The sequence below is a fragment of the Acidisarcina sp. genome (assembly GCA_035539175.1).
Taxonomy (GTDB): Bacteria; Acidobacteriota; Terriglobia; order Terriglobales; family Acidobacteriaceae; genus JANXZS01.
Genome location: DATLIY010000007.1, coordinates 1,236,581 through 1,260,386 on the forward strand (window position 1 = coordinate 1,236,581; position 23,806 = coordinate 1,260,386).

A 23,806-nucleotide genomic window follows, 5' to 3' on the forward strand; every position below is an offset into this window, starting at 1 on the left:
CCTACTACTTCTGCTCGATGCTGGTCAGGCGGAAGGTAATCGTGCCCCAGAAGAGACGTGCGCGCATCTGCACCGGTGTATGGCGCTCGTCGTCCGTGTACCAGATCCATATATTGCCGCGGTTCTTCACCACGCCGGCATCGGCGGTGGGCTGAACGCGGAGCGTCTGGTATTTCCCGGTAGGCGTCGTCACCTCTTCCCTTCCCTCGACCTTCATGGTTACGGGATAGGTATGAATCGCATCTCCCACCGGCATCTGGAAGCTCTTTCCCACCTGCATCGGCTGGGACGCCGAATAGAAGATTGCGGACAGCAGATCGGTCACGCAGCCAGGAATCTGTGCCTCCTGATTCTTCACCGACCCGGTGACATTGTTCTTCTCGTAGAGGAAGGATTTGTTCTGCGTGTAGTCAAAGCGCAGATCGGTATTCACCTGCCTGCGGCCTTCAATCATCTGCTTGCTGAATCCATAGGAGCAGCCAGTCCTGCGGTCGAACACGGACTGAAATTTATCATTCACGCGATAGAGCACCGTGATGGCGCCGATCGTATCGGCGGTGGCGCTGATCTTCTGGCGGTCCCCGTCTTCTTCCAGGTGGATGACGGCGGTTCCTGCCGGGAAGACGCGCCAGTCGACGGCGTAGGTCAGCGTCTGCCTCGCGGGAAAGCCGTAGCCCGCCTGCGGCGCATGCAATTCCGGCATTTGGCCTGCTCCGTGGACGAGAGCACAGTCCAGCGCCAGAAGGCTGAGTATCAACAGCAACGGTCGAACACGCAGGATCAAAGGCATACGCTCGGGGAAAAGTTTAGACTTCGCTTACATTCAAGAGTGCATCCGCATCCTCAGCAGCAGAGCCGCATAGATGCTGATTGCGCCTAAAAGGGCATTGTACTCGCGGTGTTTAGAATACAGTGCCATCGAGAAGCTGCCTGCGCTGGTCGCGTGACCCGCGGGAGTCAGCCGGGGAAAAAGCCGGGGCACATGCTGGCAGTAGGCCACAAACTCCGGAAACGTCGAACGCAGGAACTCTTCCTCCGAGCGAATGACGGGAACATAGATCACAAAGAAAAATACGGCGAGCGTGGCCGCGATGGTAGGGCTCTTCGAGGCCAGCGCAAACCCGAAGCCAATCAGAATCGAGCCCAGGTATAGAGGATTCCGCGTATAGGCATAGGGTCCGGTCACGGTAAGCTCCGCGTTCTTCTTCACGTAGCCGGAGGCATACCCGCGCAATGCCACCCCGGGGATGACGAGCAGCAGGCTCCACTCGATCGAGCGCACGCTCGGCCGGGCAAGGATGAGAAACAATGCCGCAATCACAAAGCCCATCGGGACGCGGATGCGCCGCGCAATGGACTGCCACTGCCCGCTCATGCGGTAGAACCGGGGTTGAGGAGTTCCCGTGCAGCGCTCAGCACAGCCTCCGGCGTAATGGTCAGCAACCCCTTTTCCGGTTCCGCCTTTCGGCTGTGATCCCGCTTGCTGGACGGATGGCGTAACACGCGGAAGTCGCAGCCAAATGGTCCATTGCGGGCTGGGTCCGTAGGTCCAAAGATACCGACAACCGGTTTGCCCATGGCGCAGGCGAGGTGCAGTGGCCCGGTGTCCCCTGCGATGGCCAGCGACGCACGCCGGGTTAAGGAGATCAATTGGCTGACGTTGCACTCGACCGCTATTGCGGAGCGGCCGCTCGCCGCCACAACCTCGGCAGCAAGGCTCTCCTCCATGGGACCGGCATTCACCACCACCCGATATCCCGCGTTGGAGAGCGAACGCGCCACCTCGCCGAAGCGTTCGGCGGGCCAGCGCTTGGCTCCCCAGCCTGCTCCCGGATTCATCAGCACCATCGGACCGGAGACGTTCTCTGCGAGAAACTCCTCACACCATGTCTCGGCGTATTCGTCGCGAGGCAGGCAGGCGCGCGTGTAGTCCAGTTGCTCGCCCACAACGGCTCCCGCCAACTCCAGTGCATGCTCGATCACGTGAGGCGCGTGCATCGGAATCCGTTCCGAGTACAGCCAGCGAGCCACCGATTCCCGGGGAAGATCCTGCCCGATAATGCGGGAGGCGTGCGACCAGCGCCCGACGATGGCCGAGCGGATGGCCCCCTGAAAATCGATGCAGATGTCGTAGCGATAGTGCTTCAGCTCGCGCCGCAAACGCAGCAGGTCCTCCAGCGTAGCGCCGCTGAATGGCTCGTGCGACCAGCGCCGTGTATGGGCCCGGTGGATCTGATCGACAAGGGGCATACGCGTGGCGCTGCGGCCGTAATCATCCGACTTTGACTCTGAGCAGAGCAGGGCGCGCCAGCGCGGCTCCACCACCCACCCGAAATACCAGTTCGGATGCGCCGCACGCAAGGCCGTAACAGCCGGGAGCGCATGAATGATATCGCCCATCGCACCGAAGCGGACAATGAGCACTCGTAGATGGTCGCTGAGGGCTTGCAAGCGTTCATTCTCTCATACGCTGGCCTGATTCGGGCTACTCTCTCGCCTGCCGTATCAGGCTTTGGATGGCCGCCTTTTCGTCCTCCAGAGTAACCTCCAGCCGAACGATTCCAAGGGGTGCTGCGCGTTCCAGAATATCCCGCATTCCTGCATCCAGCTTTACCGCATCCTTCTCCGTCGTCAGAAAGCTGTCGGCGCGGTTTGAGCTCGCCAGCCGCGCCAGCTTCTCCATATCAGCGGGCGTATAGCGGTGATGATCGGGAAAGCTCTGCCACGACACCACCTCTCTCCCCACAGATTCAACCTGGCGGCTGACTTCAGAGAAAAAATCTCCAGGACGCGCAATCCCGCAGAAAGCAACCGACCGCTTTCCCACTGTGGGAACCGTCAGACTACGGTGCACCAGCCAGACAGGCTGCACCAGCCCTCTGGCCCGCAACTGCTGCACCAGCTCCCGCTCTTCCGTGCGAACCACAAGGAAGTTGGCCCTCCGCAAAGCTCGCAATGGCTCGCGCAGGTTTCCCGCCGGGAGCAGGGTGTCTTCCAGATCCGCTGCACCAACCAGCACGATGTCCACCGCCCGGCTCAACTGGCGATGCTGGAAGCCATCGTCCAACAAGTGAATGCCCGGGCCGGACGGGAACTGCCCAGACAGCGACTGCTCGGCCAGCAGGCCCGCCGCAAAACGGCTGGAGCCCACAAATACAGGGACTCCCGCATTCCGGGCGATAAGCAGAGGCTCGTCTCCAAAGCGTTCTGCCGCGCCATCGGGCGCGACGCGTTCCGTGGCCTTGCTGCTTCGGCCATAGCCTCGGGAGAGAACGTCAATCCGCACCCCCTCCGACTGCAACAATTCGGCGAGGCGGATGACCAGCGGCGTCTTTCCCGCACCGCCCGCGGTGATGCTGCCTATGCTCACCACGGGCCATGCGAGAGTTCGCGGCCTTCTCCAGCCCTGGGAATAGGCAGCATTCCTGGCTGCCACCACCGCATGAAATAACGGCGTTAAAGGGAGCAGGAGGGGGCGCCTCAACGATTCGCCTCCAGCAGCAGGTTTCGCAGAGCCTCGATGGCGCGTTCCGTCGCCCCGGACTCACGTTCGAAGATGTGCTGCGCTCGCGCCCCCATCAACGCAGTCTCCTCCCGGCGGCTCAGGCGCTCGATGAGGGAGTCGGCGAGATCCTCCCGCGAGACGATCTGCAGAGCCTCTTCGACCCGTAGCGTCTCCACGATGGCACGGAAATTCGTGTAATGCAGGCCCATGACAACCGGCACGGCGTATTGCGCCGGCTCCAGTGGATTGTGGCCCCCGGCAGGCACCAGGCTGCCGCCGACAAACGCCAGCGTGGCCAGAGAATAGACCGAGGCCAACTCGCCGATCGAGTCCAGCAGGAAAACCGCGCCCGGCGGCAGATCGCATGGGGCACCCAGCCACTCCGAGCGCCTCGCCCACCAGATCCCCGAGCGCTGCAAGAGCGCGGCAACGGTGGCAAAGCGTGCGGGATGACGCGGGGCAAGCACCATCCTTGAGTTCGGAACCGCGGCCACCACCTGCGGCCACGCCTCCAGCATCATCTTCTCTTCCCCATCCAGCGTGCTGCCCGCCACCAGCACTTCTCCGCCCGCCGGAATGTGTGATCGCAGCGCTGTTGTCACCTCTGCCGGCTGAGCGGTGCGCACGTCGAACTTGAGATTTCCGCCAAGCCGTACTCGCTGCTCCGGCACGCCAATGGCGATCAGGCGGCTCACATCCTCTTCCGTCTGCGCCAGGGCTAGGACGATCCCGCTCAAAATCTGCCGCCATAGCACACGAAGGCGCACATACCGAGGGTAGGAGCGGTCGGAGATTCTCGCATTGATCACGGCCACTGGAATATGCGCTTCCCTGCACGCGGCCAGAAAATTAGGCCAGAACTCCGTCTCCAGCAGAACCACCAGCGCAGGCCGCACGGCGCGGAGGTAGCGCTGTACCACCCATCTAAAATCCAGGGGAAAATAGAAGACCCGGTCCTCGCCGAATCTCGCCCGCGCAAGCTCCTGTCCAGTCCGCGTCGTGGTAGACACCAACACGCGGTAGCCTTTGGCCCGCACGCTCAACTCTTCGATCAACCGGCTGGCAGCCAGCAGTTCGCCCACCGAAACGGCATGCACCCAGATGACAGGTTGCGCCCCTCGCGCGTCTAACACTCTGCGGGGCAGCCGACCCAGCCGTTCCGCCAGGCCGTACCGGTACTTCTCCGTGGTCGCGATCTTGAAGAGCCAGAACGGGGCAGTCACCAGCAGGGTGAGGTATAAGGCGGCACTGTACAGAAACAGCAGCATTCTGAGTTCGTATCCTCTTTACCGCTCTACGAGTTAGTGGCAGGCTCTAAGGGAGAATGATAATCGTCAGGTACATGATGCGCCTTCGGCCCAGCGTTCTTTTCTCGCTCCTTCTCTTGCCGCTGCTCCCATTGATGGCTGCCGCGGCCGACCACACCCCGCCCGCGGTGGAACCGGCAACAAGCTTTCCCGCCGTCGATATCCACGAGGAAGAGCACGTAGCCATTGCGGCCGATCCCTATGACACGCATGAGAAAGCCGCTATCTTCCGTGCCGATTACCTCAAATACGGCTTTATGCCCATCCGCCTGATTGTGACCAACAACGGCGATAAACCGATCTCGCTCGTCGACGCGCGGATCCACTTCATCACCGCCAATGGCGACAAGATTCCCGCGGCGTTGCCCAGTGACATCGAGCGCCGCAGCACGACGGTCGCCAACGCAGGCCGCAGGATCCCGATGCCGGCACCCCTGCCCCCCATCCATGAGAAGGCAAAGACCAAGACGAAAGAGATCGAGGCGGACTTCAAGGCATTCGAATACAGCGCTCTTGCCGTCGAGCCGCATACTACCCGCGCCGGATTCCTGTTTTATGACATGCGGGGCATCGCCAATCCACTGCAGGGAGCGAAGCTCTACCTGCGAATGCTGCACGCCGCCGATGGTAAAGATCTCTTCTTCTTTGAGATTCCCTTCGACAAGTATCTGGCCACCCAACCCCATCTGGAGAAGCGCTCCTCGGACTAGGGCCAGTTAACAGACCCCACGCAGCCGGGAAAGCGTCGCCTGTTCGCGCGATCCGGCCTTCTGCGCAGCAGGCATATCCCACAAATCTTCAGACATAAATCTCCTGGAAACGGAAAGCGCCGCCCCACCTGGGAGCGGCGCTTCTGTCTGCAGAAACAGCGATTACTTCTTCTTATTCGGTGCCTTGTAAGTGGTCTTCACCTGGGTGCTCATCTCCGCCAGGATCGACTTCACCTCAGGCGCCATGGGACCATTGGGCGCAAGCTCCAGATATTTCTCGTACGCCTCCACACATCCTGGAGGTGCAATGAGCTTGCCGGTCTTGGGCTCGATGGTCGATTTGCCAACCAGCGCCTTGCCCTTGAGGTAATAGGAGATGGGACGGGTTGGATCGGCAGCAATTGCCTTGTCGGCAGCCACTACTGTCTCATCCGCATGGCCTGTACGGTCGAGGATGATCGCCGAGTTGGTGTAATACATCGCCGCGCCCTTGGGATCGATCTTGGCGGCGGCTTCATATGCGGCTACCGATTCAGGAAGCTTACCGAGGTTGGCGTACACCTCGCCAAGCGTATTGTTCGCGGCGCCCTGGATGTCAATGCTGGGCTTCTTGGAAGCGGCTTCCAGTTCCAGCGCCTTGTTCAGCGAGGTCAGCGCGTCCTCATTCTTCTTCTCACCAGCCTGCGCCGTTCCCAGTTCCAGCCAGAGCACAGAGGCATCCGGCTTGGCGGTGGTTGCCTGCTTCATCAGCGTCTCGGCTTCCGCATAGTTCTTCGCCCGGTTGTCGTCGCGCGCCTGCTTCAGCGTGGCGTTCAGGTTCTTGATCTGCGCATTTTCCTTCATTGCCTCGGCGTTCTTCTTGCGCAGTTCTTCCGCCGCTTTACGCTGCTCAGGGGTGAGCTTCGACATGTAATCCGGACGTCCCAGGTCGAAGTCCTGCAATACATCCACGCCAGGCCCGAACTTCACATTGGGAAACTGATCGACATCCTTGCCTTCTGCATTGTCGAGCGTGATGTAATAGGTGCCCGGAGCAATGCCCTCGCCCTTGTAGTCACCATTGGCATCGGCGACGAAGGAGTATTTCACATCTTTTGCAGCGCCATCCTTGGACAGCTTGACCGTCGACTTGGCCATGGGTGCGCCGACCGGATCCTGGTTGTGTCCATGAATCTTCGCGGTGGGTTCCTGTGCAAACGCGGGCATTATGAAAAGCAATACCAATGCCAGCCAGAGTGTTGTCTTCCGTTTCATGTCATCTCCTTGGATCGCGTAGCGATGGCATTTGTGCCTGCTACAGGTCCTTCTACTGCAATTTAGAGGCTCACGCCTCTCACAACCATTAGCAACCCTCAACTCCGGGATTGGATGCGTACGGAATCGGATCGCGGGCACCCGCATCGCGGAATGCTCTGAGCCGCAGGACGCAACTATCACATACACCGCATGCTTTCTCTTCGCCGGAATAGCACGACCACGTTAAATGGAACGGTGCACGCAATTCAAGACCAAGACGCACGATCTCACTCTTCTTTAACTGAATAAGCGGCGTAACTACTTCGATGTCTCCGTCACGGGTTCCGGTTTGGATCAGCCGCTGAAATGCCTCGTAATACTGCGGACGGCAATCCGGATACCCTGAGCTGTCCTGCTCCACCGCGCCGATAAAGATTCGTTTCGCCCCGATGACCTCCGCCCAACTGACCGCCGCAGACAGAAAATGAGCATTGCGAAAAGGGACGTAAGTCACTGGAATAGAAGCACCTATGGCTTCCTCGCTGGGTGCTTCCGGAATCGCAATGGAGGGGTCCGTCAGGGCAGATCCGCCGATCTTGCGGAATAGCCCCATCTCGAGCGGCAGAAAGTGCTTAATCCCCAGCACCTCGGCAACTGCGCGTGCACTCTTCAGTTCCCGCGCTTCCGTGCGCTGGCCATAACTGAAGTGCAGCGCGTAGGCGTCATAATCGCGAGCGGCAAGAGCGGCGCAGACGGAGGAATCCATTCCCCCGGAGAGGCAGACAACCGCCTTGGCGCGAGCTCCGGAATTGGCGGTCTCCTGTTGCATCTCTCCATGCTACGACAGATCCCATGTGGCCCACTTGTGAGCCATGACACATACGACGCAACTCGCGGTGGCTGGCCTGGGGATACGACCCCCGCCAAATCCAGGGAGGCGCCTTCCCCACGCGGGAGGCGGCTGAATCCCCCCAGATTCCGGGCGGCGCGGGAACAGTCTAGACTTAATAGAAGTATGCAAATTCGCCCCGCTACCCCTGAAGATGCGCCGGAGATGCTGGCGCTTATCCGCGGACTGGCCGAGTACGAGCGCGAGCCGCACGCGGTGGAGACCACCGAGGCCGACCTGCTGCGCGACGGATTTGGCCCCTCCCCCTTCTTTCACGCGTTCGTAGCCATCGACGAGAACCAGACCGTAGGATTGGCGCTCTACTTTTACAACTGGTCGACCTGGCGCGGCTGCCCCGGCATCCATCTCGAAGACCTGTTTGTGCAACCTGCGTTTCGTGGCCGCGGCATCGGCAAGGCGCTTTTGGCCGCCGTGGCGGCGGTTGCGGTGGAAAACGGATGCGCGCGCCTGCAATGGGACGTGCTCGAGTGGAATCAGCCGGCGATCGACTTTTACCACAGCGTTGGCGCAAAGTTTCTGGATCAATGGCGCACGATGCGGGTGACGGATGAAGCGCTGCCGAATCTGGCTGCCTCCTCGGAGCGCCTGCCATGACGACGAGGAAACCATCTGCCATTCGCGTGATTGGCGGAGGACTGGCCGGACCGGAAGCCGCGTTGACCGCGGCCCGCCTGGGTTGCGAAGTGGCCCTGTACGAGATGCGTCCGGTTAAGACAACGCCTGCGCACCAGACAGCGGACTTCGGCGAACTGGTCTGCTCCAACTCGCTGAAATCCGAGAGCGAAAATACCGCGCCCTGGCTGCTGAAGCAGGAGATGCGGCGGGCGGGTTCCGCATTGATGCGTCTGGCCGATAGCACCGCTGTTCCTGCCGGCCATGCGCTGGCGGTGGACCGCGTCGAGTTCTCCCGACGGATCGCGGAGGCCATCGCAGCCGAGCCGCGCATCCATGTTTACCGGGAAGAAGTGACGGCGATCGATCCGGCCGACGGAATCACGATTCTTGCCAGCGGTCCGCTTACCTCGCCCGCGCTCTCGGAGGAGATCGCACGGCTGACGGGCAGCGGCCACCTGTCCTTCTACGACTCCATATCGCCCATTGTTGAGGCAGACTCCATCAACATGGAGCGCGTGTACTTTGCCGCGCGCTGGGATAAAGGAACAGCAGACTACATCAACTGTCCCTTTACGAAAGAAGAGTATGACGTCTTCTACGATGCGCTGGTCGCAGCCGAGGCGGTGGAATCAAAAGAGTGGGAGAAGCTGGACTACTTCGAGGGCTGCCTGCCCATCGAGGAAATCGCCCGCCGGGGCCGGGACACGCTCCGCTTCGGCTGCATGAAGCCGGTAGGTTTGCGCGATCCGCGAACCGGCAAAACGCCATGGGCCGTGGTGCAGCTCCGCTGTGAGAATCTGCGCGCCGACTCCTACAACCTGGTGGGCTTTCAAAATCACCTGAAGTTCGGCGAACAGGCTCGCATCCTGCGCCTGATTCCCGGGCTGGAGCAGGCACGCTTTCTGCGCTACGGACAGATTCATCGCAACACCTACATCAACTCCCCGCGCGTGCTGGCGGAGACGCTGAACCTGCGCGAGCACCCGTCGGTGCTGTTTGCGGGGCAGATCTCGGGCGTCGAAGGCTATACGGAGTCCATCGCCACCGGCATGCTGGCCGGCATCTACGCGGCAGCAATGGCACTGGGCAGGCAGCCGGTTCCCGTGCCCCGGCAGACGGCGCTCGGTTCGCTGGCGCACTACATTACGCACGCCGACCCGGAACACTTTCAGCCGGCCAACATCACGTTCGACTTGCTGGTGCCACTGGCGGAGGAGGAGCGCAAGCGCATCCGCGACAAGAAAGAACGCCATCGCGTGCAGTGCCAGCGCGCACTGGCGGCATTCGAGCAGTGGTGGACGCAGAGCGCATCGCAGTATGGCGAGCTGCGAGCCGCAGCCGTTCCTGAATAAAATCCCTTTGCAAGAGTCCACGGCAGGCTTACCCTGAGGCGCATCGCATTCTTTTCGCTGGAGATGCAACGGAGCAACACCAACCAAGCAACGGCAACACAGGGAGCAATGTGCGAGGCCATCTGAAGATATGAACTCGATCGCAGGGTATTCCGCACCGCTGAAGCCCATCTCGGCCGTGGATGCGCTCGTTCCCGCCTTTCGGCGGACCCGCTCCATTCTGGCCGCGCCCTTTCGCCTGGGGTTCTTTCTCAAAATCTGCTTCTTTGTTGCGCTGGCCGAATCCGGATTCCTCTCGGCGGCGATCTCCTACCCCGTCCGGGGAGCGAACGCCTTCCCCTATAGCAGGGCCGTCCATCTGCATCCCGCAACCAACTTTCTGGCCGATGGATGGGGCATCGTCGGGGCGCTCAGCATGGGATTGCTGCTCCTCTTCGCGGTGGTTGCGATCCTGGGAATCGCGCTCCTGTGCGTCGCCCTCTACCTGCTCTGCCGCTTGCGCCTCACTGTTCTCGATCTCGCGATTTACCGGCAGGGCCTGATTCGCAAGGCATGGAGCAGGTATAGGCAGCAGACCTGGCGCTACTTCGGCATCACCCTGCTTGCGGGACTGGCTTTTTTACTGATGTTTGCAGCGGTAATTGGACCCTTTCTTCCCGCCTTCATCCGCATCGCGCGCACAACGAACGCGTCCAGTCCCGACTCCTACGTCATGTTCCGCCTGTTGCTGCCATTCCTTGGCGCGATTTTGGCACTGTCCTTCCTGGGAGTGCTGGTGGACGCGGTGATTCGAGATTTTCTGCTGCCGCCGATGGCAATCGAGGACGCCTCCATCGAGTCGGCGCTGGCGCGTTTCTTCGGTGTGCTGAGGAGCGGCATGGGTTCCACCGTGCTCTACCTGTTTCTGCGTACCGTCATCAGCACGCTGCTCTCGGCCTGCCTTGGGATTGTCCTCGTGATCCCGGTGGCGCTGCTTGGCCTGCTGGCCTACGCCGGGGGCGCGGTGCTGTATCACTCGCTGTGGATGGGGGGCGCGCAGTTCCTGTTCCTGATCTATGTGGCTGCGGCTGCCACAGTCCTGCTGCTGCTCTATTTTTCGTCGATGGTCACGGTCTTTGGCGTGACCGGCGTCTTCAAACTCTGCTACGCAGTGATCTACTTCGGAGCACGCTATCCCGCGCTCGGGGCACTTCTGGAGAGCCAATTCGGGGCCACCCCTATTCCGCCGGAGCCGCGTCTGCCCCGTCCACCGGGCGATTTGCCGATGATCGAGCCACCGCCCGTCTGGTAAAATCCGACCTGTTCTAGAAGGAAGAACACACTGCCGCAGCGATAGCGCCAGGGGGCTTATACACCGTTGGATGGGATTCCGGTATGGTGATGAGAGCACTATCACTATAGGAGAGTCGCAATGGCTGAGAACCAAGTAACCATTACCCTGCGCCCCAACGGTCCCCTCCGTGTGGAAGGCCCCATCAAGCTGATCGATACCGACGGCAAGGAAATCGACCTGGCGGGAAAGCCCGCCGTATCCCTGTGCCGCTGCGGAGCGTCTATCAACAAACCGTTCTGCGATGGCACGCACTCAAAGCTCGGCTTCCAGGCAGCGGAAGCGGCAGTCGCGGCGGAGAGGAAGTAGGAGCCGCCATGCAATCCACGGAGTCCCGGCGCGAGTCGCTTTTGCGCTGGGGTATCTCCGCCGCCTTCGTACTCTTCGGCGGACCCGGAATCGTCGGTTTCTATTTTCCCTTCACAATTACGCGTTGGCATGGAGCGACCCAGTCCCTATGGCTGCGCAGCGCGGCCATTGCGCTCATCTGCCTTGGCCTGCTGCCGCTCCTTGAATCGGTGATCCGATTTGTGCGGGTGGGCCGGGGCACCCTGGTGCCGGCGATGCCCACAAAGGTGCTGGTGGTCAGCGGATTCTATCGCTACGTGCGCAATCCTATGTACGTGGGCATGCTGACCCTGATCTCGGGCCAGGCAATTCTCTTCCGCAGCCGCAGCCTGGTGCAGTATCTCGTAGTTGTGGCGCTGCTCTTCCATCTCTTCGTCATAGGCTACGAGGAGCCGAAGCTGCGTCGCACCTATGGCGAGTCCTATGAGGAGTTCTGCCGCCACGTTCCGCGATGGATTCCCCGCCGGACGCCTTGGGGATAGCACCGCGACGCGCTCCCAGCATAGCGACAGCCCTGTTTACTCTTTGGCATTCCGCGCCTTGATCTTGAACCAGATCGGCGAGCCCTCAAAGCCAAAGGCTTCGCGAATCTGGTTCTCAAGAAAACGCTCGAAGCTGAAGTGCAGCTTGACATCGCGATCGGTAAACAGGATGAAGGTTGGCGGTGCGACTGCGGCCTGCGTCATGTAGAGGATGCGCATGCGCTTGGAGAGCGGCACGGGCGCACGCTGGAAGTCGATCTTCTCCAGAAAGCGATTCATCTGCCCTGTGGTGACGCGCTTGCGCCGCTCGATGGAGACCTGTTTGACCAGTTCGAGGACGCGCTTGATGTTTTTGCCTTGCGCGGCAGAGATGAAGACCACCGGAGCATAGGCCAGATACTTCAGCACATTGCGAAGCTGCTGCTCAAAAATCTCGCGGTCGGCGGGTGGCTTGCCGTCGGTGCGGCCAGTGGTGACCAGGTCCCACTTGTTGACGACGAGAATGATGGAGCGGCCGCTCTCGTGGGCGTATCCGCCAATAGTTGCGTCGGAGGAGGTGACGCCCTCGGTCGCATCGATCACCAGTAAGGCCACGTCCGCAGCCTCCAGATGTCGCCGCGCCATCACGACAGACAGCTTCTCCGCCATTTCGGTCGTCTTGCCCTTGCGCCGGATGCCGGCAGTATCGACGAAGCGGAACTTGCTGCCGTCGTACTCCATCAACTCATCGACGGCGTCGCGGGTGGTTCCTGCCACCGGCGAAACGATGGCTCGCGAGGAGCCTGTGAGCGCGTTCAGCAGCGTGCTTTTGCCGACGTTGGGGCGGCCGATGATGGCAACCTTGGTCTCGTGCTGTTCAAATTCGCCATGCGTGCGATGCAGCGGCTCGCCGTTTGCATCCTCACCCTGCGCGGCTTCATCCTCGGGCGCGGCTGCGCTGGCAGCCTCTGGCTCGGGCGTCGCCGCTGGGGGCAGCGCGGCAAACACCTGCTCCAGCAGGTCTCCGATGCCGAGGGCATGCTCGGCGGAGATAGCCTGAATATTCCGGAAGCCGAGCCTGCGGAAGTTCTCCGCGGAGGCCTCCATTTTTTCGGCGTCAATCTTGTTGACGGCAAGGAAGACGGGTTTGCCGCTGCGCAGAAGGATGCGCGCCAGATCCAGGTCCGGCGCCGCCAGCTCGGTGCGGCCATCGACGACCATCACCAGCACGTCCGCCTCCTCGAGGGCCACCTGCGCCTGCTCGAAGATTGCCGCGGGTATCAGGTCATCGTCGTCCGGCAGAACGCCGCCGGTATCCACCAGGCGCGCAGTGCGGCCTTGCCATTGGACCTCGCCATAGATGCGGTCGCGCGTGATGCCAGGCTCGTCGCCCACAATGGAGCGGCGAGAGCCTGTCAGGCGGTTGAAGAGGGTCGACTTGCCGACGTTCGGCCTGCCGACGATGGCGATGAGCGGAAGCCCCTCGGTGATGGTTGGACTTCCCCTGCGCGACACTCGTGTTGTTTTTCGCAAAATCCTGCTCCGCTGCTTCTGGACGCGCGTATGCCGCACTCATCCGGCCTGACACAGATTACTGGCCAACCTTGATCCTACCCTGCCGGCGGTACAAATGCTGCTTTCGGGCACTCCCCGTTCCTCGCGGGGGCGTCTGGCTATTCCCGCGGGCGGGCATCTGGCTATTATAGAAAGAAGCACCTCCGGAACCCCGTGGCCACATCTGCCCCCACCAGCTCTTCGCTGCCGTCCCTCCACGACTTCTTCTCTCCAGGAGGCGTACTGTCGCGTTCCAACCTGCCCTATGAATTCCGGCGCGGGCAGTTGGAGATGGCCAAGGCGGTGGAGCGAGCGCTCGAGGAGCATCACCACCTGATCGTCGAGGCTGGAACGGGCACCGGCAAGACGCTTGCCTACCTGCTGCCTGCCCTGCGTACAGGGCGCCGCGTCATTATCTCCACCGGCACCAAGAATTTGCAGGAGCAGCTCTTCTTCAAGGATGTTCCCTTTCTGGAGTCGATGCTGGGGCCGCTGCGGGTGTGCTACATGAAGGGGCGCGGCAATTATCTCTGCCGCCACAAGCTGTATGCCCTGCGCGATCAGCCGATTCTGAATGGCCTGGAGGAGATCGACCAGTTCCACCAGATTGCGCAATGGGAGAAGACGACCGAGACCGGGGATCGCGCGGAGATCGATGCCCTGCCGGAGAACAGCCCGCTGTGGACCAAGCTCGATGCCCGCAGCGAAGCCTGCCTGGGCACCACCTGTCCCGACTACGAGCGATGCTTCATTACGGAGATGCGGCGCAAGGCTCTCGAAAGCGACGTGATTATTGTCAATCACCACCTCTTCTTCGCCGATCTCGCCATCAAGCTGCAGGCAAAGGCCGCGCCCGATGCAGGCGTACTGCCCGAGGCCGCGGCCGTCGTCTTTGACGAGGCGCATGAGCTGGAAGATGTGGCCTCCAGCTATTTCGGCATCAGCCTGAGCAACGTCCGCTTTGAGGAGATGGCGCGCGACGTCGAGACGATGCTGCGCAAGAAGAAGGCGTTCTCCAGCGGCATACAGAACGCGGTAGAACTGCTGCGTGAGCGCTCCCGCATGCTCTTTGCCGTGTTGCCGCAGGGGCCGGATGGCCGCATGGCCTTCACCGGCCGCGAGGATTTTCTTGAGGTGCATGGCGACATCTATCTTGGCGCAACGAATGCGCTGCATCGCCTGGAGGGCGAACTGGACCGCGTGCGCGGGGTGGACGAAGCTCCGGGATTGAAAAAGAGAGTTGGAGATATTCGCGAGCACCTGCGCTTTCTGCTTGAGGCCGATGATCACAACACCGTCTTCTGGATCGAGCGGCGATCGGCTGGCGGGATGCGGGCAGCCTCACGCAACACGTATCTGCAGGCCACGCCGATCGATGTCTCAGAGATGCTCAGCGAACTGCTGTTCGAGAACTACCCGAGCGTAGTCCTCACCTCGGCGACGCTCACCGTGCAATCGGGTTTTGCGCATATCCGCAAGCGTCTGGGCATGCGCAATGCGCGGGAGCTGGTGGTGCCGTCGCACTTTCGCTATCAGCAGCAGGCACTGCTCTACCTGCCGCCGGAGATGCCCGACCCGCGCGATCCCAATTACCAGGTAGAGGCCGCCCGGCGGATTCGTCGAGTGCTTTCCATTACCCGGGGCCGGGCCTTCTGCCTCTTCACCAGCTACCAGCAGATGCGGGATCTGCATGACCGCCTGCGATCGGAGCTGGACTATCCCTTTCTCCTCCAGGGAACGGCGCCTCGCAAGGCGCTGCTGGAGGAGTTTCGCAATACTCCGAATGGCGTGCTGTTTGGCACCTCCAGCTTCTGGCAGGGCGTGGATGTGCAGGGCGAGGCGTTAAGCTGCGTGATTGTCGATCGCCTGCCCTTTGCTGTGCCAACGGATCCGGTGGTGGCCGCGCGCATGCGTGCGGTCGAAGATGGCGGCGGCAGCCCGTTTTTCGAGTATCAGGTGCCGTCGGCCGTCATCACGCTCAAGCAGGGATTTGGCCGGCTCATCCGCTCGCTGGAAGACCGCGGGGTGCTGATGCTGCTCGATCCAAGAATCCAGCGCCAGCGCTACGGCAAGGTCTTTCTGGAGTCGCTGCCGCCCTACCGCGTGACCCAGGATATTGGCGAGGTAGAGAGCTTTTTTGCGGTGGATGCAAGCAAGTAGCACGGAGATTTCTACTCCTCCCCCTGTGCGCTGCTAGCATAGGAGAGTCAGGTCGCCGCTCGATTATGTCTCGTAATCTCTATATCTTGGCTGGAACGCTGTTGGTGTTTGCTCTGGTCTCCTGTGCGATGACGCTCACTTCAAGCGCCTACCAGCCGGGCTTGCCGGGGAATGGCTCCCTTTGGAAGACCACTGGCCTGATGCTCGCTGTTGCCGGCCTGATCACGGCGCTGGCCGGCACATTTACGGCGATGTTCGAACAGGTGGACCGCCGCAACGAGGAGCGTCGGCGCAGGGAGCGCGAGCGCGGACACTGAGCAGAGTTCAACCGGCTGCGTTCCGGCGACCCCGTCCCCAGCCTGCACTCGAGGCGGTGATTTCGTGACTGCAGCTTTACAATGGTAGATGGGGCATATTGGCCCCGGACAGGACGAGAAACAGAATGTACGAAGTAACAGTCGAGGCAGGATTCTCCTCCGGCCACTTCCTGAGGAATTATCGCGGCAAGTGCGAGAATCCGCATGGACATAACTACAAGGTTCAAGTCACGCTTCGCGGCCCGGCGCTGGATGAAGCGGGGCTGTTGCTGGACTTCAAGCTGCTGAAACAGGTCATGCGCCCGGTGATTGACTACCTCGATCACCAGATGATCAACGACCTTCCCCCGTTTACCGAGATCAATCCCTCGGCGGAAAATCTGGCGCGCTACTTTTACGACGAGACGAACAAGCAGCTCCACGAAATGACCTCGGGCCGCGTCACCGTGAAGGACTGCACCATCTACGAAACCGACACCACCACTGCCACGTATTACGAGTAAGCCGCGTGTATCTCATTGAGCTTTACAAGTCGGTTCAGGGCGAATCGAGCTTCGCCGGCCTGCCGTGCATTTTTGTGCGGCTGGCGGGGTGCAACCTGCGCTGTAACTGGTGCGACTCCGAGTACACCTTTACCGGCGGCCACAAGATGGACGCCGACCAGGTCATCGCCGAGATTGAGAAACTGGCCCCGGTAAAGTTAATTGAGTTCACCGGCGGCGAGCCCATGCTGCAGGAGAAGGAGTTGCTGCCGCTGATGCAGCGACTGCTGGAGCAGGGCTACACCTTGATGATCGAAACCAGCGGCGAGCGGCCTTTGGCCGATGTCCCCAAATCGGTGCACAAGATCGTCGATGTCAAGTGTCCGGGCTCGGGCGAGTGCGGCAGCTTCCACCTGCCCAACCTTGAGGCCCTGACCAAACGCGACGAGGTGAAATTTGTCATCAGTAACCGCAAGGATTACGAATTTGCGCGCAGCTTTCTGGCGGAACATGACTTGGCCGCCAAGGTGGGAGCGGTGCTGCTCTCCCCCGCCTTCAGCAAGACTCCCACTCCGGAGAGAACCGCCGAGAATTGCCTGCTGAATCCGCGCGAACTGGTGGAGTGGATGCTGGCCGACGGCCTGGAGGCGCGCCTCAGCCTGCAGATTCACAAGTTCATCTGGGAGCCGCTGAAAAAGGGCGTCTGATCCCGCCAGAAAACTCCATATACCTGCTGTGCCGTGGTGCGCTGGCGCCTCGATCTGTCTACAATCGGAGCCATGCCATCGGATTCGGCACCCTCGCTTGTTTTGAGCTTCGCGGAAGCCTCCAGCGTGATCCGCGAACACGCCGCGCAATGGGCCGCCGGACGCGCTATTGCCGAAGAAGTCGTTCCCCTGACATCGGCTGCAGGCCGGGTACTTGCCGAGCCGGTTTTTGCCGATCGCGACCAGCCCCCCTTTGACCGCTCCACACGCGATGGCTTTGCCTGCCGCGCAGCCGAGTTGATGACGCAGCCATTGCGGGTAACAGGCATGGTCAGGGCAGGAGAAATCTGGGCAGACCCGCTCGAACCCGGGGCAGCGGTTGAGATCATGACCGGTGCGCCGCTGCCATCCGGCGCCGATTGCGTGGTGATGATCGAGCATACGCAGCGGGATGGATCGAGCCTGCGGCTGGCAGGCGGGCGAAGGCTTCTCCACGGGGAAAACGTGGTTCCCGCCGCCAGCGAAGCGGCAAAAGGAGAGCTGCTGCTGCCGCCCGGCACACGCATCGGCGCGCGACACATCGCAATAGCCGCATCCTGCGGATATGCAACCCTGAAAGTCTTCCGCAAGCCGCTGGTTGCGATTCAGGCCACGGGGGATGAGCTCGTCGAAATCGGCGAGACTCCGCGGCCATTCCAGATTCGTAACTCTAACAGTTACTCATTGGCCGCACAGGTTAGGCAGAGCGGAGCAGAGGCCCTCATCCAACCCATCCTGCGCGACAACTGCGAGGCAACCCAGGCGGCCATCGCGCACGCCATCCATGATTGCGGAGCCGATCTACTGATACTCTCCGGCGGCGTCTCGATGGGCCGATTCGATTTTGTCGAAGAGGCGCTGAAGAACCTTGGCGCGGAGTTCTTCTTCACCGGCGCGAAGATCCAGCCCGGCAAGCCCATCGTCTTCGGACGCCTGCCGCAGACCGGCTCGCATAGCCCTACGTACTTTTTCGGACTCCCCGGCAATCCTGTCTCGACGATGGTCACCTTCACGCTCTTTGTCCACCCGCTGTTGAACGCGCTGGCGGGGGAAACCGGCGGAGCCCCGCGCTTTGCCCTGGCTCATCTGGACGGCGAGTTGACCCTCAAACCAGGACTCACCCGCTTCCTACCTGCAACGCTGGAAACGCAGAATCTCTCGCCCAGCGTGCGGCCAATCCGCTGGCAGGGCTCCGGTGATCTTGCGGGGAATGCCAAGGCAAATTGCTATGTTGTCGTTCCCGGCGATCTCGACGAAGGCCGGGAAACGATGCAGACGGGCGAAATGGTGAGCGTTCTGCTGATAGGCTGATGCCATGGAAAAGCTCTCGCACTACACCGATTCCGGCAGCGCTCACATGGTGGACGTAAGCGCCAAGGCCGAGACACGGCGCGAGGCGGTGGCATCCGCCTTTGTTGCGCTCTCGCCTGCGGTATTGGAAGCGCTTCCCAGCAACGCCAAGGGCAATCCGCTGGAGGTTGCTCGTTTTGCCGGCATCCAGGCAGCCAAGAAGACCGCGGATCTCATCCCCATGTGTCACCCGCTGCCCCTCACGTTCCTCGATGTGGAAGCGACTGTCGTGCAGGGCGGCATTGCCATCCGAACTACCGCTGCTACCACTGCCGCTACGGGAGTGGAGATGGAGGCCCTTACCGCCGCCGCGGTCGCCGCCCTGACGGTCTACGACATGTGCAAGGCGCTCGACAAGGGGATCGAAATCCAGAGCATCGTGCTCGAAAAGAAATCCGGGGGAAAGAGCGGCGACTACCTGCGCAGCAGCAAAGAACGCCGCTGACTCCAGTCCCGGAGCGGACCCTGCGGACCAATTTGGGGCCCTCACTTCTGCAAATACCTTTGACGTGTCTGATTTCCCCGCTTAGAGTGGCATGGAATCGTTTTCAAGGAGAGCTTGTGCGACGACTTTGCAGCCTGCTTGCCACCGTCCTTTTGACACCACTCATGCTGTCAGCTCAGACCACCAGGATTGCGGCCACTCCGCCCATGGGATGGAATAGCTGGAACTACTTCGCCGACAAAGTCGATGACAAGTCAGTCCGCGATGCCGCCGATGCACTCGTCTCCACCGGCTTGCGGGACGCCGGCTATATCTATGTGAACATCGATGACACCTGGGAGGGAGAGCGCGACGCCCAGGGCATACTTCATACCAACAGCAAGTTTCCGGACATGAAGGCCCTGGCCGACTATGTCCACTCAAAGGGGCTGAAGATCGGCATCTACTCCTCCCCTGGACCGAAGACCTGCGCCGGGTATGCGGGCAGCTACAACCACGAAGACCAGGATGCGAAGATGTACGCCGAATGGGGCATCGACTATCTCAAGTACGATCTCTGCAGCTACATCCCCGACGTCATGCAGAAGCAGGCCCCGGGCGACTTTGAGAAGCAGATGGCCCTGATGCATGAAGCGTATGCAAAGATGCAGCAGGCCCTTGCCAAGTCCGGCCGGCCTATTGTCTACAGCCTTTGCCAGTATGGCTGGGACGCGGTGTGGGAATGGGGACCGAAGGTGGGCGCCAACCTGTGGCGCACGACGGGAGACATCTCCCCTGACTTCGACCGCATGTCCGTCATCGGATTCGCGCAGGCCGGCCTGTCGAAGTTTGCCGCGCCCGGACACTGGAACGATCCTGACATGCTCGAAGTGGGCAACGGCAAGATGAATCTGAACGAAAACCGAACCCACATGACGCTATGGGCCATGCTGGCGGCTCCCTTGCTGGCAGGCAACGATCTCTCGCATATGAAGCCGGAGATTCTTGAGATTCTGAAGAAAAAGGAAGTCCTTGCCATCGATCAGGATGCGCTCGGCGTGCAGGGAGATCGAGTCTATGCTGAAGGCCCCATCGAGATCTGGACGAAGCCGCTGAAGGACGGATCGAAGGCCGTGGCCATCTTCAACCGCGGAGATGTTCGCAGCAACGAATACCCTGTCACCCTTCACTTCAAGGATATTGGCGTCTCCGGCCCGGTGAAGGCTCGCGACGTATGGGCAGACAAGGATCTGGGAAGGCTCACCGATGGCTCCAAATTCAAACCGGAGACCCACGGCGTCATCCTGCTCCTCGTCAGCAAATAGGTTCTCTGGCGCGAGTCTGCCGGAACCTTAGATAGATCCTGGATCTTTTCAAAGAGCCCACTTCCAGAGTTTTGGAGGCGGGCTCTTTATGCAAGCTGCAGGAACCGCTCTGTCCCCAGGTGCGCGCCGGGAAAGACCAGCTCCAGATTGGTTGCTCCCAGAGATTTCGCGGCAAGTTCGCCGAGCACCTGGCGAAAGTCCGTGGTGAGAGCCAGATCGCGGCCTTCGTAGAGTTGCTCTTTTTCGAGTCCGGGCCAGCGTCCGTAGACCTTACCGCCTTTCACTTTGCCGCCCAGCACAAACATCGCATTGGCATGGCCGTGGTCGGTGCCGCTGGTGCCGTTTTCGCGGGCGGTGCGGCCAAACTCCGACATCGTAACCAGAGTGACATTTTCGGCATCGTCGCCCAGATCGTGCCAAAAGGCAGCGATACTTGCGGAGAAATCTCGAAGGCGATCGGAGAGCTGCCCGTTGACGCTGCCCTGATTCTGATGCGTGTCCCAACCGCTCACATCGGTGAAGGCTGCCTCCACCCCCAGGTTGGCCTTGAGCAGTTGGGCAACCTGCCGCATATTGCGGCCGAACTCTGTTGCGGGATATTCGACGCCGGAGCTGGGCTTATATTGCGCAGGATTGGTGGCGCGCAGCATCTTGACCGCTTCAAAGGTCTCTTCGCCCGCGGTATGGAAGATGCGATCGCCGCTATCGCTATACATCGACTCAAAGGCGCTGGCTGCGCGAGAAGGAGCGGGCCCGCGCCCAGCAACGGTGAAGTTGTTCACATTGCTGAGAGCAATGGCAGGAATCCTGCCAGCGAGGGTCCGGGGAACCTCAGCCCCAAGGGCGAGGGCTCGAAAGGCGGTGTGCTGCTGAGGGTGGCGCAGGTCTTCCGTTTGCAGGGCCCGGTTGAGCCAGCCGCTCTCCATGCTTTTGACGCCCGGTGTGCCCGACTCCATGTAATCCTGGGCATCGAAGTGGGAGCGCGTGCTATCGGGAGAACCCGCCGCGTGCACAATGGCCAGGTGCCCCTCGTCATAGAGAGGCTTGAAAGCTGCCAGCGAGGGATGGAAACCGAAGAAGCCATCCAGGTCGAGAACCTGATTCTGCGGAATCGCTATGCTGGGGCGCATGGCATAGTAATTCTTTTCTCCGTAGGGCACGACGATGTTGAGGCCGTCGGCCGCGCCGCGCTGGAAGATGACCACCAGTCGCCTGCGGGGCGCGCTTGCGGACTCCGCCATTACGGAACGGACCAGGAAGCCTGGAATGGCTGTGGTGCCCGCGATGGCCAGAGCGCCGTGGTGCAGGAAGAATCGCCGGGTCGTCTGCATGATGGTCTCCTTAGCAATGCATGTTTAGCGACGCTGGAACTCCGGAGAGCCGAGCAACAATCCGCCCAGCAGTTGGTCTTGCCTCTCCAGCGCGGAGGCTGCCGGTGGGTGATAGACAGACCTGACTGCCGAGGCTGGCTTGACCGGGACCGGGTTCGGCGCACTCTGCGCCTCAAATTCATGGAGTACAGCGGATCGCGTCGAATCACTCACCCCGCCTGCAACCAGAAGCGACTCAAGACGCGGCTCCTCAACTTCGGGGCTGGGGATGGGGCCGGCGCCTGGGCCGTCACCCAGGTTGCCAGTTTGTTGCGGGGTCCATATTACGGTTGTGCCCGGTAAGCGGTTGGCCGCCAGCGCCAGTGCAAAGTTCATACGGTTCACCAGCGCGCCTGTGCTCACCCAGGTGGGAGACTGCCAGTTGTACCCGGTGGGAGGAATCGCTCCGTAGAGCGGCATCCCCATCTCGCGGAGGGCATTCTCCAATGGCTGAAGATTGCCGATGGCTGCGTTGCTGGCCCGCGCGGCGGAAACCACGTACTCGAGGGGCGTCTTCACCTTGCCGCGGTATACGCTTGCAGACCAGAACTCGGGAGAGCGGAAGAGGGTCTTCAACACTACGGCGATGTCGCCTCCGCTTGCCAGGTAGGAGCGAGCCAGGCGATCCACAAGACTCTGCGGCGGGTCATCGCTGACGAAGCGTATCGCCAGCTTACGAGAGAGAAACCGAGCTGTGGCAGGCCGCGTGGCCAGCATGTGCAGCAGCTCGCGGCCCTCCAACTCTCCGCCTTCCTTGAACTTTTTGCCGAGAACTTTTTTTGTACCGGGCTCGTGGCGATTCGGGTCGAATTTGAATCCGCCACCAAGCTGCGGGCGATCGATGGTCCAGCCGGTCAAGATGCGCGCCACTTCGGTTACGTCCGCCTGGGTGTAGCCGCCATTCACGCCCAGCGTGTGCAACTCCATCAGTTCGCGGGCATAATTTTCATTCAACCCCTGGCGTGCATTCTGCTTGTTGCCGGGGTTACGCGCAGCGTTGGTCCTGGCCCTTTCCGCAGCCATGGAATCCGGACCGATGCTGCTCCACTGATCCAGATAGAGCAGCATGGCAGGGCTGTGCGCCGTGGCTTCCAACAGGTCCTCGAATTTGCCCAGTGCCCGCGGACGAATGACATCCCGCTCATAGCTGACCAGATAGTAGGGAGTCTGTTCGTCCTTATGCAGAAAGACGTTGAAGTGATTGAGCCAGAAGTCGGTCATCACCTCCTGCAACTGGGCGGGGGAGTAAATGTCGCGGGTGAGACGCTGGTCGATGAGCTCTTCGGTCACCATCCCCTGCGGATTTTCCAGCGCGGCCACGATCTCTTTTTGGGCCGGGCTGAGACCAGCGCGGAGTGCCTCCCGCTGTACTGGCTTGAGCGCCTTGAAAAAGCTGTCGAACTCCGGCGCCTGCATCGTTGCCAACCGGGTTACGCGCTGCTCGGGTGGGAGCGCGAGGACATTGGGAATCAATGCTTCATCGGCGAGTGGCTGCGCAGGCGGATTCGCAACCGGCATCATCCCGGCTGAACTGGATGAGTTCCTATTTGCCAGTACCTGGACGGTTTGTGGCGGCTCTGGAGCCATCGCTGCCCCGGTTCCAGCCATTTCTGCCGATCCGCGCCCTGTCGCACTGGCGGAAGGTGGAACTTGCTTCATGCGCTCCGGATCCATCGCGGTCTTCCGGTCCTGCTCCTGCCTCTTCATGTTGAGGCGGAAGACTTGATCTTCATAGATTGCGTGCAGGACTCCGCGTTCGGGGATAGGTCGCTTCCCATTGATCGTCTGGCGGATGACTCCGTTGCTGGGGAAGCGAAAGAGCAGGTCCGGGATGCTCCACTGCATGGCGGGGTATTGGGCAAGCCGGGCATTGAGGTCCGTCAGATCGAGATTTTCGGGATGCAATTGCTGGTCAAACCATTGCTCCAGCCCCATCGCCCGGACGGCTTCCAGATCTCCCGGACGCGGTCCGAAGGTGAAGCGGTTCAAGGCGTGCAGAATGCGCGTATCTCCACGCAACGGGCCATTCGACTGGCTTGGAGCGGGGTGGTTTGCGACTGGTGGAGGAGATTGGCAGAGTATGTACGGGCTCGCAAGAAAACTAAGGCTCAAAAGGGCGGCGAATCGTCCTCCAAAGTGCTTCATCAGGGCTCTCCTGCCAAGGGGTGACCGGCAATAGCTTATCTGCTGAAACACAGCTCGCAAGAAGAAGTTACGCGAGAAAACCTCTTAGTAGCAAAACGGGAAAAACAAAACGGAAAACAATGGCGGGTGAAGATTCCAGCGAGAGAAGTCCGGGTGCGG

23 protein-coding genes are annotated in these 23,806 nt (G+C 61.0%); 13 read left to right on the forward strand and 10 right to left on the reverse strand.

Translation table 11 applies throughout. The features are described from left to right. Positions 1–4: 4 nt before the first annotated feature. The 5 genes from VM554_07910 to VM554_07930 all read right to left on the reverse strand — a co-directional run bounded on the left by VM554_07910 (position 5) and on the right by VM554_07930 (position 4,773). Positions 5–703 (reverse strand): DUF3108 domain-containing protein, encoded by a 699-nt coding sequence (locus tag VM554_07910; GenBank protein HVJ08295.1) that lies wholly within the window; start codon positions 701–703, stop codon positions 5–7. 120 nt (positions 704–823) lie between these two features. Further along, the gene (locus VM554_07915; GenBank protein ID HVJ08296.1) at positions 824–1,375 is read right to left on the reverse strand and encodes an isoprenylcysteine carboxylmethyltransferase family protein; all 552 of its coding nucleotides are present in this window, start codon (positions 1,373–1,375) and stop codon (positions 824–826) included. After that, positions 1,372–2,451: a glycosyltransferase family 9 protein gene (locus tag VM554_07920; GenBank protein HVJ08297.1), complete on the reverse strand. Its 1,080-nt coding sequence runs from the start codon at positions 2,449–2,451 to the stop codon at positions 1,372–1,374. The genes VM554_07915 and VM554_07920 overlap by 4 nt, the downstream gene beginning before the upstream one ends. A gap of 34 nt (positions 2,452–2,485) precedes the next feature. After that, the gene (gene lpxK, locus VM554_07925; protein ID HVJ08298.1) at positions 2,486–3,484 is read right to left on the reverse strand and encodes a tetraacyldisaccharide 4'-kinase; all 999 of its coding nucleotides are present in this window, start codon (positions 3,482–3,484) and stop codon (positions 2,486–2,488) included. Further along, entirely contained in the window at positions 3,481–4,773 is a 1,293-nt protein-coding gene (locus VM554_07930; protein HVJ08299.1) for a 3-deoxy-D-manno-octulosonic acid transferase, read from the reverse strand. Before VM554_07930 ends, lpxK begins: the two co-directional genes overlap by 4 nt. A 56-nt stretch (positions 4,774–4,829) precedes the next feature. Between VM554_07930 and VM554_07935 the strand changes: the two genes are divergently transcribed. After that, positions 4,830–5,522, forward strand: coding sequence for a hypothetical protein (locus VM554_07935; protein HVJ08300.1), 693 nt, complete (start codon positions 4,830–4,832; stop codon positions 5,520–5,522). A gap of 162 nt (positions 5,523–5,684) precedes the next feature. Here the strand turns inward: VM554_07935 and VM554_07940 are convergent, their stop codons facing one another. After that, positions 5,685–6,776: a tetratricopeptide repeat protein gene (locus VM554_07940; GenBank protein ID HVJ08301.1), complete on the reverse strand. Its 1,092-nt coding sequence runs from the start codon at positions 6,774–6,776 to the stop codon at positions 5,685–5,687. Between the two features lie 88 nt (positions 6,777–6,864). Continuing rightward, positions 6,865–7,587 carry a 7-cyano-7-deazaguanine synthase QueC gene (gene queC / locus VM554_07945; GenBank protein HVJ08302.1) on the reverse strand — a complete coding sequence of 241 codons (723 nt, stop codon included), beginning with the start codon at positions 7,585–7,587 and terminating at the stop codon, positions 6,865–6,867. A 186-nt stretch (positions 7,588–7,773) separates the two neighbouring features. Here queC and VM554_07950 point away from each other — a divergent pair, with 186 nt between their 5' ends. From VM554_07950 to VM554_07970, 5 genes are all read left to right on the forward strand, one after another. Beyond that, positions 7,774–8,262, forward strand: coding sequence for a GNAT family N-acetyltransferase (locus tag VM554_07950; protein HVJ08303.1), 489 nt, complete (start codon positions 7,774–7,776; stop codon positions 8,260–8,262). Then, on the forward strand, positions 8,259–9,635 hold the full coding sequence (trmFO, locus tag VM554_07955) for a methylenetetrahydrofolate--tRNA-(uracil(54)-C(5))-methyltransferase (FADH(2)-oxidizing) TrmFO (GenBank protein ID HVJ08304.1): 1,377 nt from the start codon (positions 8,259–8,261) through the stop codon (positions 9,633–9,635). Before VM554_07950 ends, trmFO begins: the two co-directional genes overlap by 4 nt. Before the next feature lie 130 nt (positions 9,636–9,765). Then, positions 9,766–10,926, forward strand: a complete 1,161-nt coding sequence (locus VM554_07960; GenBank protein HVJ08305.1) for a hypothetical protein — start codon at positions 9,766–9,768, stop codon at positions 10,924–10,926. Between the two features lie 120 nt (positions 10,927–11,046). Continuing rightward, positions 11,047–11,274, forward strand: a complete 228-nt coding sequence (locus tag VM554_07965) for a CDGSH iron-sulfur domain-containing protein (protein ID HVJ08306.1) — start codon at positions 11,047–11,049, stop codon at positions 11,272–11,274. Positions 11,275–11,282: 8 nt separating this feature from the next. Next, positions 11,283–11,795: an isoprenylcysteine carboxylmethyltransferase family protein gene (locus VM554_07970; protein ID HVJ08307.1), complete on the forward strand. Its 513-nt coding sequence runs from the start codon at positions 11,283–11,285 to the stop codon at positions 11,793–11,795. Positions 11,796–11,831: 36 nt separating this feature from the next. Here VM554_07970 and der read toward each other — a convergent pair whose 3' ends face one another. Next, positions 11,832–13,307 (reverse strand): ribosome biogenesis GTPase Der, encoded by a 1,476-nt coding sequence (der, locus tag VM554_07975; GenBank protein ID HVJ08308.1) that lies wholly within the window; start codon positions 13,305–13,307, stop codon positions 11,832–11,834. Between the two features lie 195 nt (positions 13,308–13,502). On the opposite strand from der, the gene VM554_07980 reads away from it, so the two are divergent. From VM554_07980 to VM554_08010, 7 genes are all read left to right on the forward strand, one after another. After that, the gene (locus VM554_07980) at positions 13,503–15,488 is read left to right on the forward strand and encodes an ATP-dependent DNA helicase (protein HVJ08309.1); all 1,986 of its coding nucleotides are present in this window, start codon (positions 13,503–13,505) and stop codon (positions 15,486–15,488) included. A 65-nt stretch (positions 15,489–15,553) separates the two neighbouring features. Next, positions 15,554–15,805: a hypothetical protein gene (locus tag VM554_07985; GenBank protein ID HVJ08310.1), complete on the forward strand. Its 252-nt coding sequence runs from the start codon at positions 15,554–15,556 to the stop codon at positions 15,803–15,805. A 125-nt stretch (positions 15,806–15,930) separates the two neighbouring features. Beyond that, positions 15,931–16,308, forward strand: a complete 378-nt coding sequence (gene queD, locus VM554_07990) for a 6-carboxytetrahydropterin synthase QueD (protein ID HVJ08311.1) — start codon at positions 15,931–15,933, stop codon at positions 16,306–16,308. 5 nt (positions 16,309–16,313) lie between these two features. Continuing rightward, on the forward strand, positions 16,314–16,994 hold the full coding sequence (locus tag VM554_07995) for a radical SAM protein (GenBank protein ID HVJ08312.1): 681 nt from the start codon (positions 16,314–16,316) through the stop codon (positions 16,992–16,994). Positions 16,995–17,066: 72 nt separating this feature from the next. Continuing rightward, the gene (gene glp, locus VM554_08000) at positions 17,067–18,344 is read left to right on the forward strand and encodes a gephyrin-like molybdotransferase Glp (protein HVJ08313.1); all 1,278 of its coding nucleotides are present in this window, start codon (positions 17,067–17,069) and stop codon (positions 18,342–18,344) included. A 4-nt stretch (positions 18,345–18,348) separates the two neighbouring features. Further along, positions 18,349–18,828, forward strand: a complete 480-nt coding sequence (gene moaC / locus VM554_08005) for a cyclic pyranopterin monophosphate synthase MoaC (protein ID HVJ08314.1) — start codon at positions 18,349–18,351, stop codon at positions 18,826–18,828. A 116-nt stretch (positions 18,829–18,944) separates the two neighbouring features. Continuing rightward, entirely contained in the window at positions 18,945–20,132 is a 1,188-nt protein-coding gene (locus tag VM554_08010) for a glycoside hydrolase family 27 protein (GenBank protein ID HVJ08315.1), read from the forward strand. 86 nt (positions 20,133–20,218) lie between these two features. On the opposite strand, the gene VM554_08015 is transcribed toward VM554_08010, so the two are convergent. Together VM554_08015 and VM554_08020 are read right to left on the reverse strand one after the other, a co-directional pair. Then, entirely contained in the window at positions 20,219–21,463 is a 1,245-nt protein-coding gene (locus tag VM554_08015; GenBank protein HVJ08316.1) for a DUF1501 domain-containing protein, read from the reverse strand. A 24-nt stretch (positions 21,464–21,487) separates the two neighbouring features. After that, on the reverse strand, positions 21,488–23,647 hold the full coding sequence (locus VM554_08020; GenBank protein ID HVJ08317.1) for a DUF1800 domain-containing protein: 2,160 nt from the start codon (positions 23,645–23,647) through the stop codon (positions 21,488–21,490). Between the last annotated feature and the right edge of the window lie 159 nt (positions 23,648–23,806).

What these genes read in the sequence shown, in the direction of transcription:
- VM554_07910 (HVJ08295.1), bottom strand. Translation starts at nt 703, where the DNA reads ATGCCGGAATTGCATGCGCCGCAGGCGGGCTACGGCTTTCCCGCGAGG.
- VM554_07915 (HVJ08296.1), bottom strand. Translation starts at nt 1,375, where the DNA reads ATGAGCGGGCAGTGGCAGTCCATTGCGCGGCGCATCCGCGTCCCGATG.
- VM554_07930 (HVJ08299.1), bottom strand. Translation starts at nt 4,773, where the DNA reads ATGCTGCTGTTTCTGTACAGTGCCGCCTTATACCTCACCCTGCTGGTG.
- VM554_07935 (HVJ08300.1), top strand. Translation starts at nt 4,830, where the DNA reads ATGATAATCGTCAGGTACATGATGCGCCTTCGGCCCAGCGTTCTTTTC.
- VM554_07940 (HVJ08301.1), bottom strand. Translation starts at nt 6,776, where the DNA reads ATGAAACGGAAGACAACACTCTGGCTGGCATTGGTATTGCTTTTCATA.
- queC (HVJ08302.1), bottom strand. Translation starts at nt 7,587, where the DNA reads ATGCAACAGGAGACCGCCAATTCCGGAGCTCGCGCCAAGGCGGTTGTC.
- VM554_07950 (HVJ08303.1), top strand. Translation starts at nt 7,774, where the DNA reads ATGCAAATTCGCCCCGCTACCCCTGAAGATGCGCCGGAGATGCTGGCG.
- trmFO (HVJ08304.1), top strand. Translation starts at nt 8,259, where the DNA reads ATGACGACGAGGAAACCATCTGCCATTCGCGTGATTGGCGGAGGACTG.
- VM554_07960 (HVJ08305.1), top strand. Translation starts at nt 9,766, where the DNA reads ATGAACTCGATCGCAGGGTATTCCGCACCGCTGAAGCCCATCTCGGCC.
- VM554_07965 (HVJ08306.1), top strand. Translation starts at nt 11,047, where the DNA reads ATGGCTGAGAACCAAGTAACCATTACCCTGCGCCCCAACGGTCCCCTC.
- VM554_07970 (HVJ08307.1), top strand. Translation starts at nt 11,283, where the DNA reads ATGCAATCCACGGAGTCCCGGCGCGAGTCGCTTTTGCGCTGGGGTATC.
- VM554_07985 (HVJ08310.1), top strand. Translation starts at nt 15,554, where the DNA reads ATGTCTCGTAATCTCTATATCTTGGCTGGAACGCTGTTGGTGTTTGCT.
- queD (HVJ08311.1), top strand. Translation starts at nt 15,931, where the DNA reads ATGTACGAAGTAACAGTCGAGGCAGGATTCTCCTCCGGCCACTTCCTG.
- glp (HVJ08313.1), top strand. Translation starts at nt 17,067, where the DNA reads ATGCCATCGGATTCGGCACCCTCGCTTGTTTTGAGCTTCGCGGAAGCC.
- moaC (HVJ08314.1), top strand. Translation starts at nt 18,349, where the DNA reads ATGGAAAAGCTCTCGCACTACACCGATTCCGGCAGCGCTCACATGGTG.
- VM554_08015 (HVJ08316.1), bottom strand. Translation starts at nt 21,463, where the DNA reads ATGCAGACGACCCGGCGATTCTTCCTGCACCACGGCGCTCTGGCCATC.
- VM554_08020 (HVJ08317.1), bottom strand. Translation starts at nt 23,647, where the DNA reads ATGAAGCACTTTGGAGGACGATTCGCCGCCCTTTTGAGCCTTAGTTTT.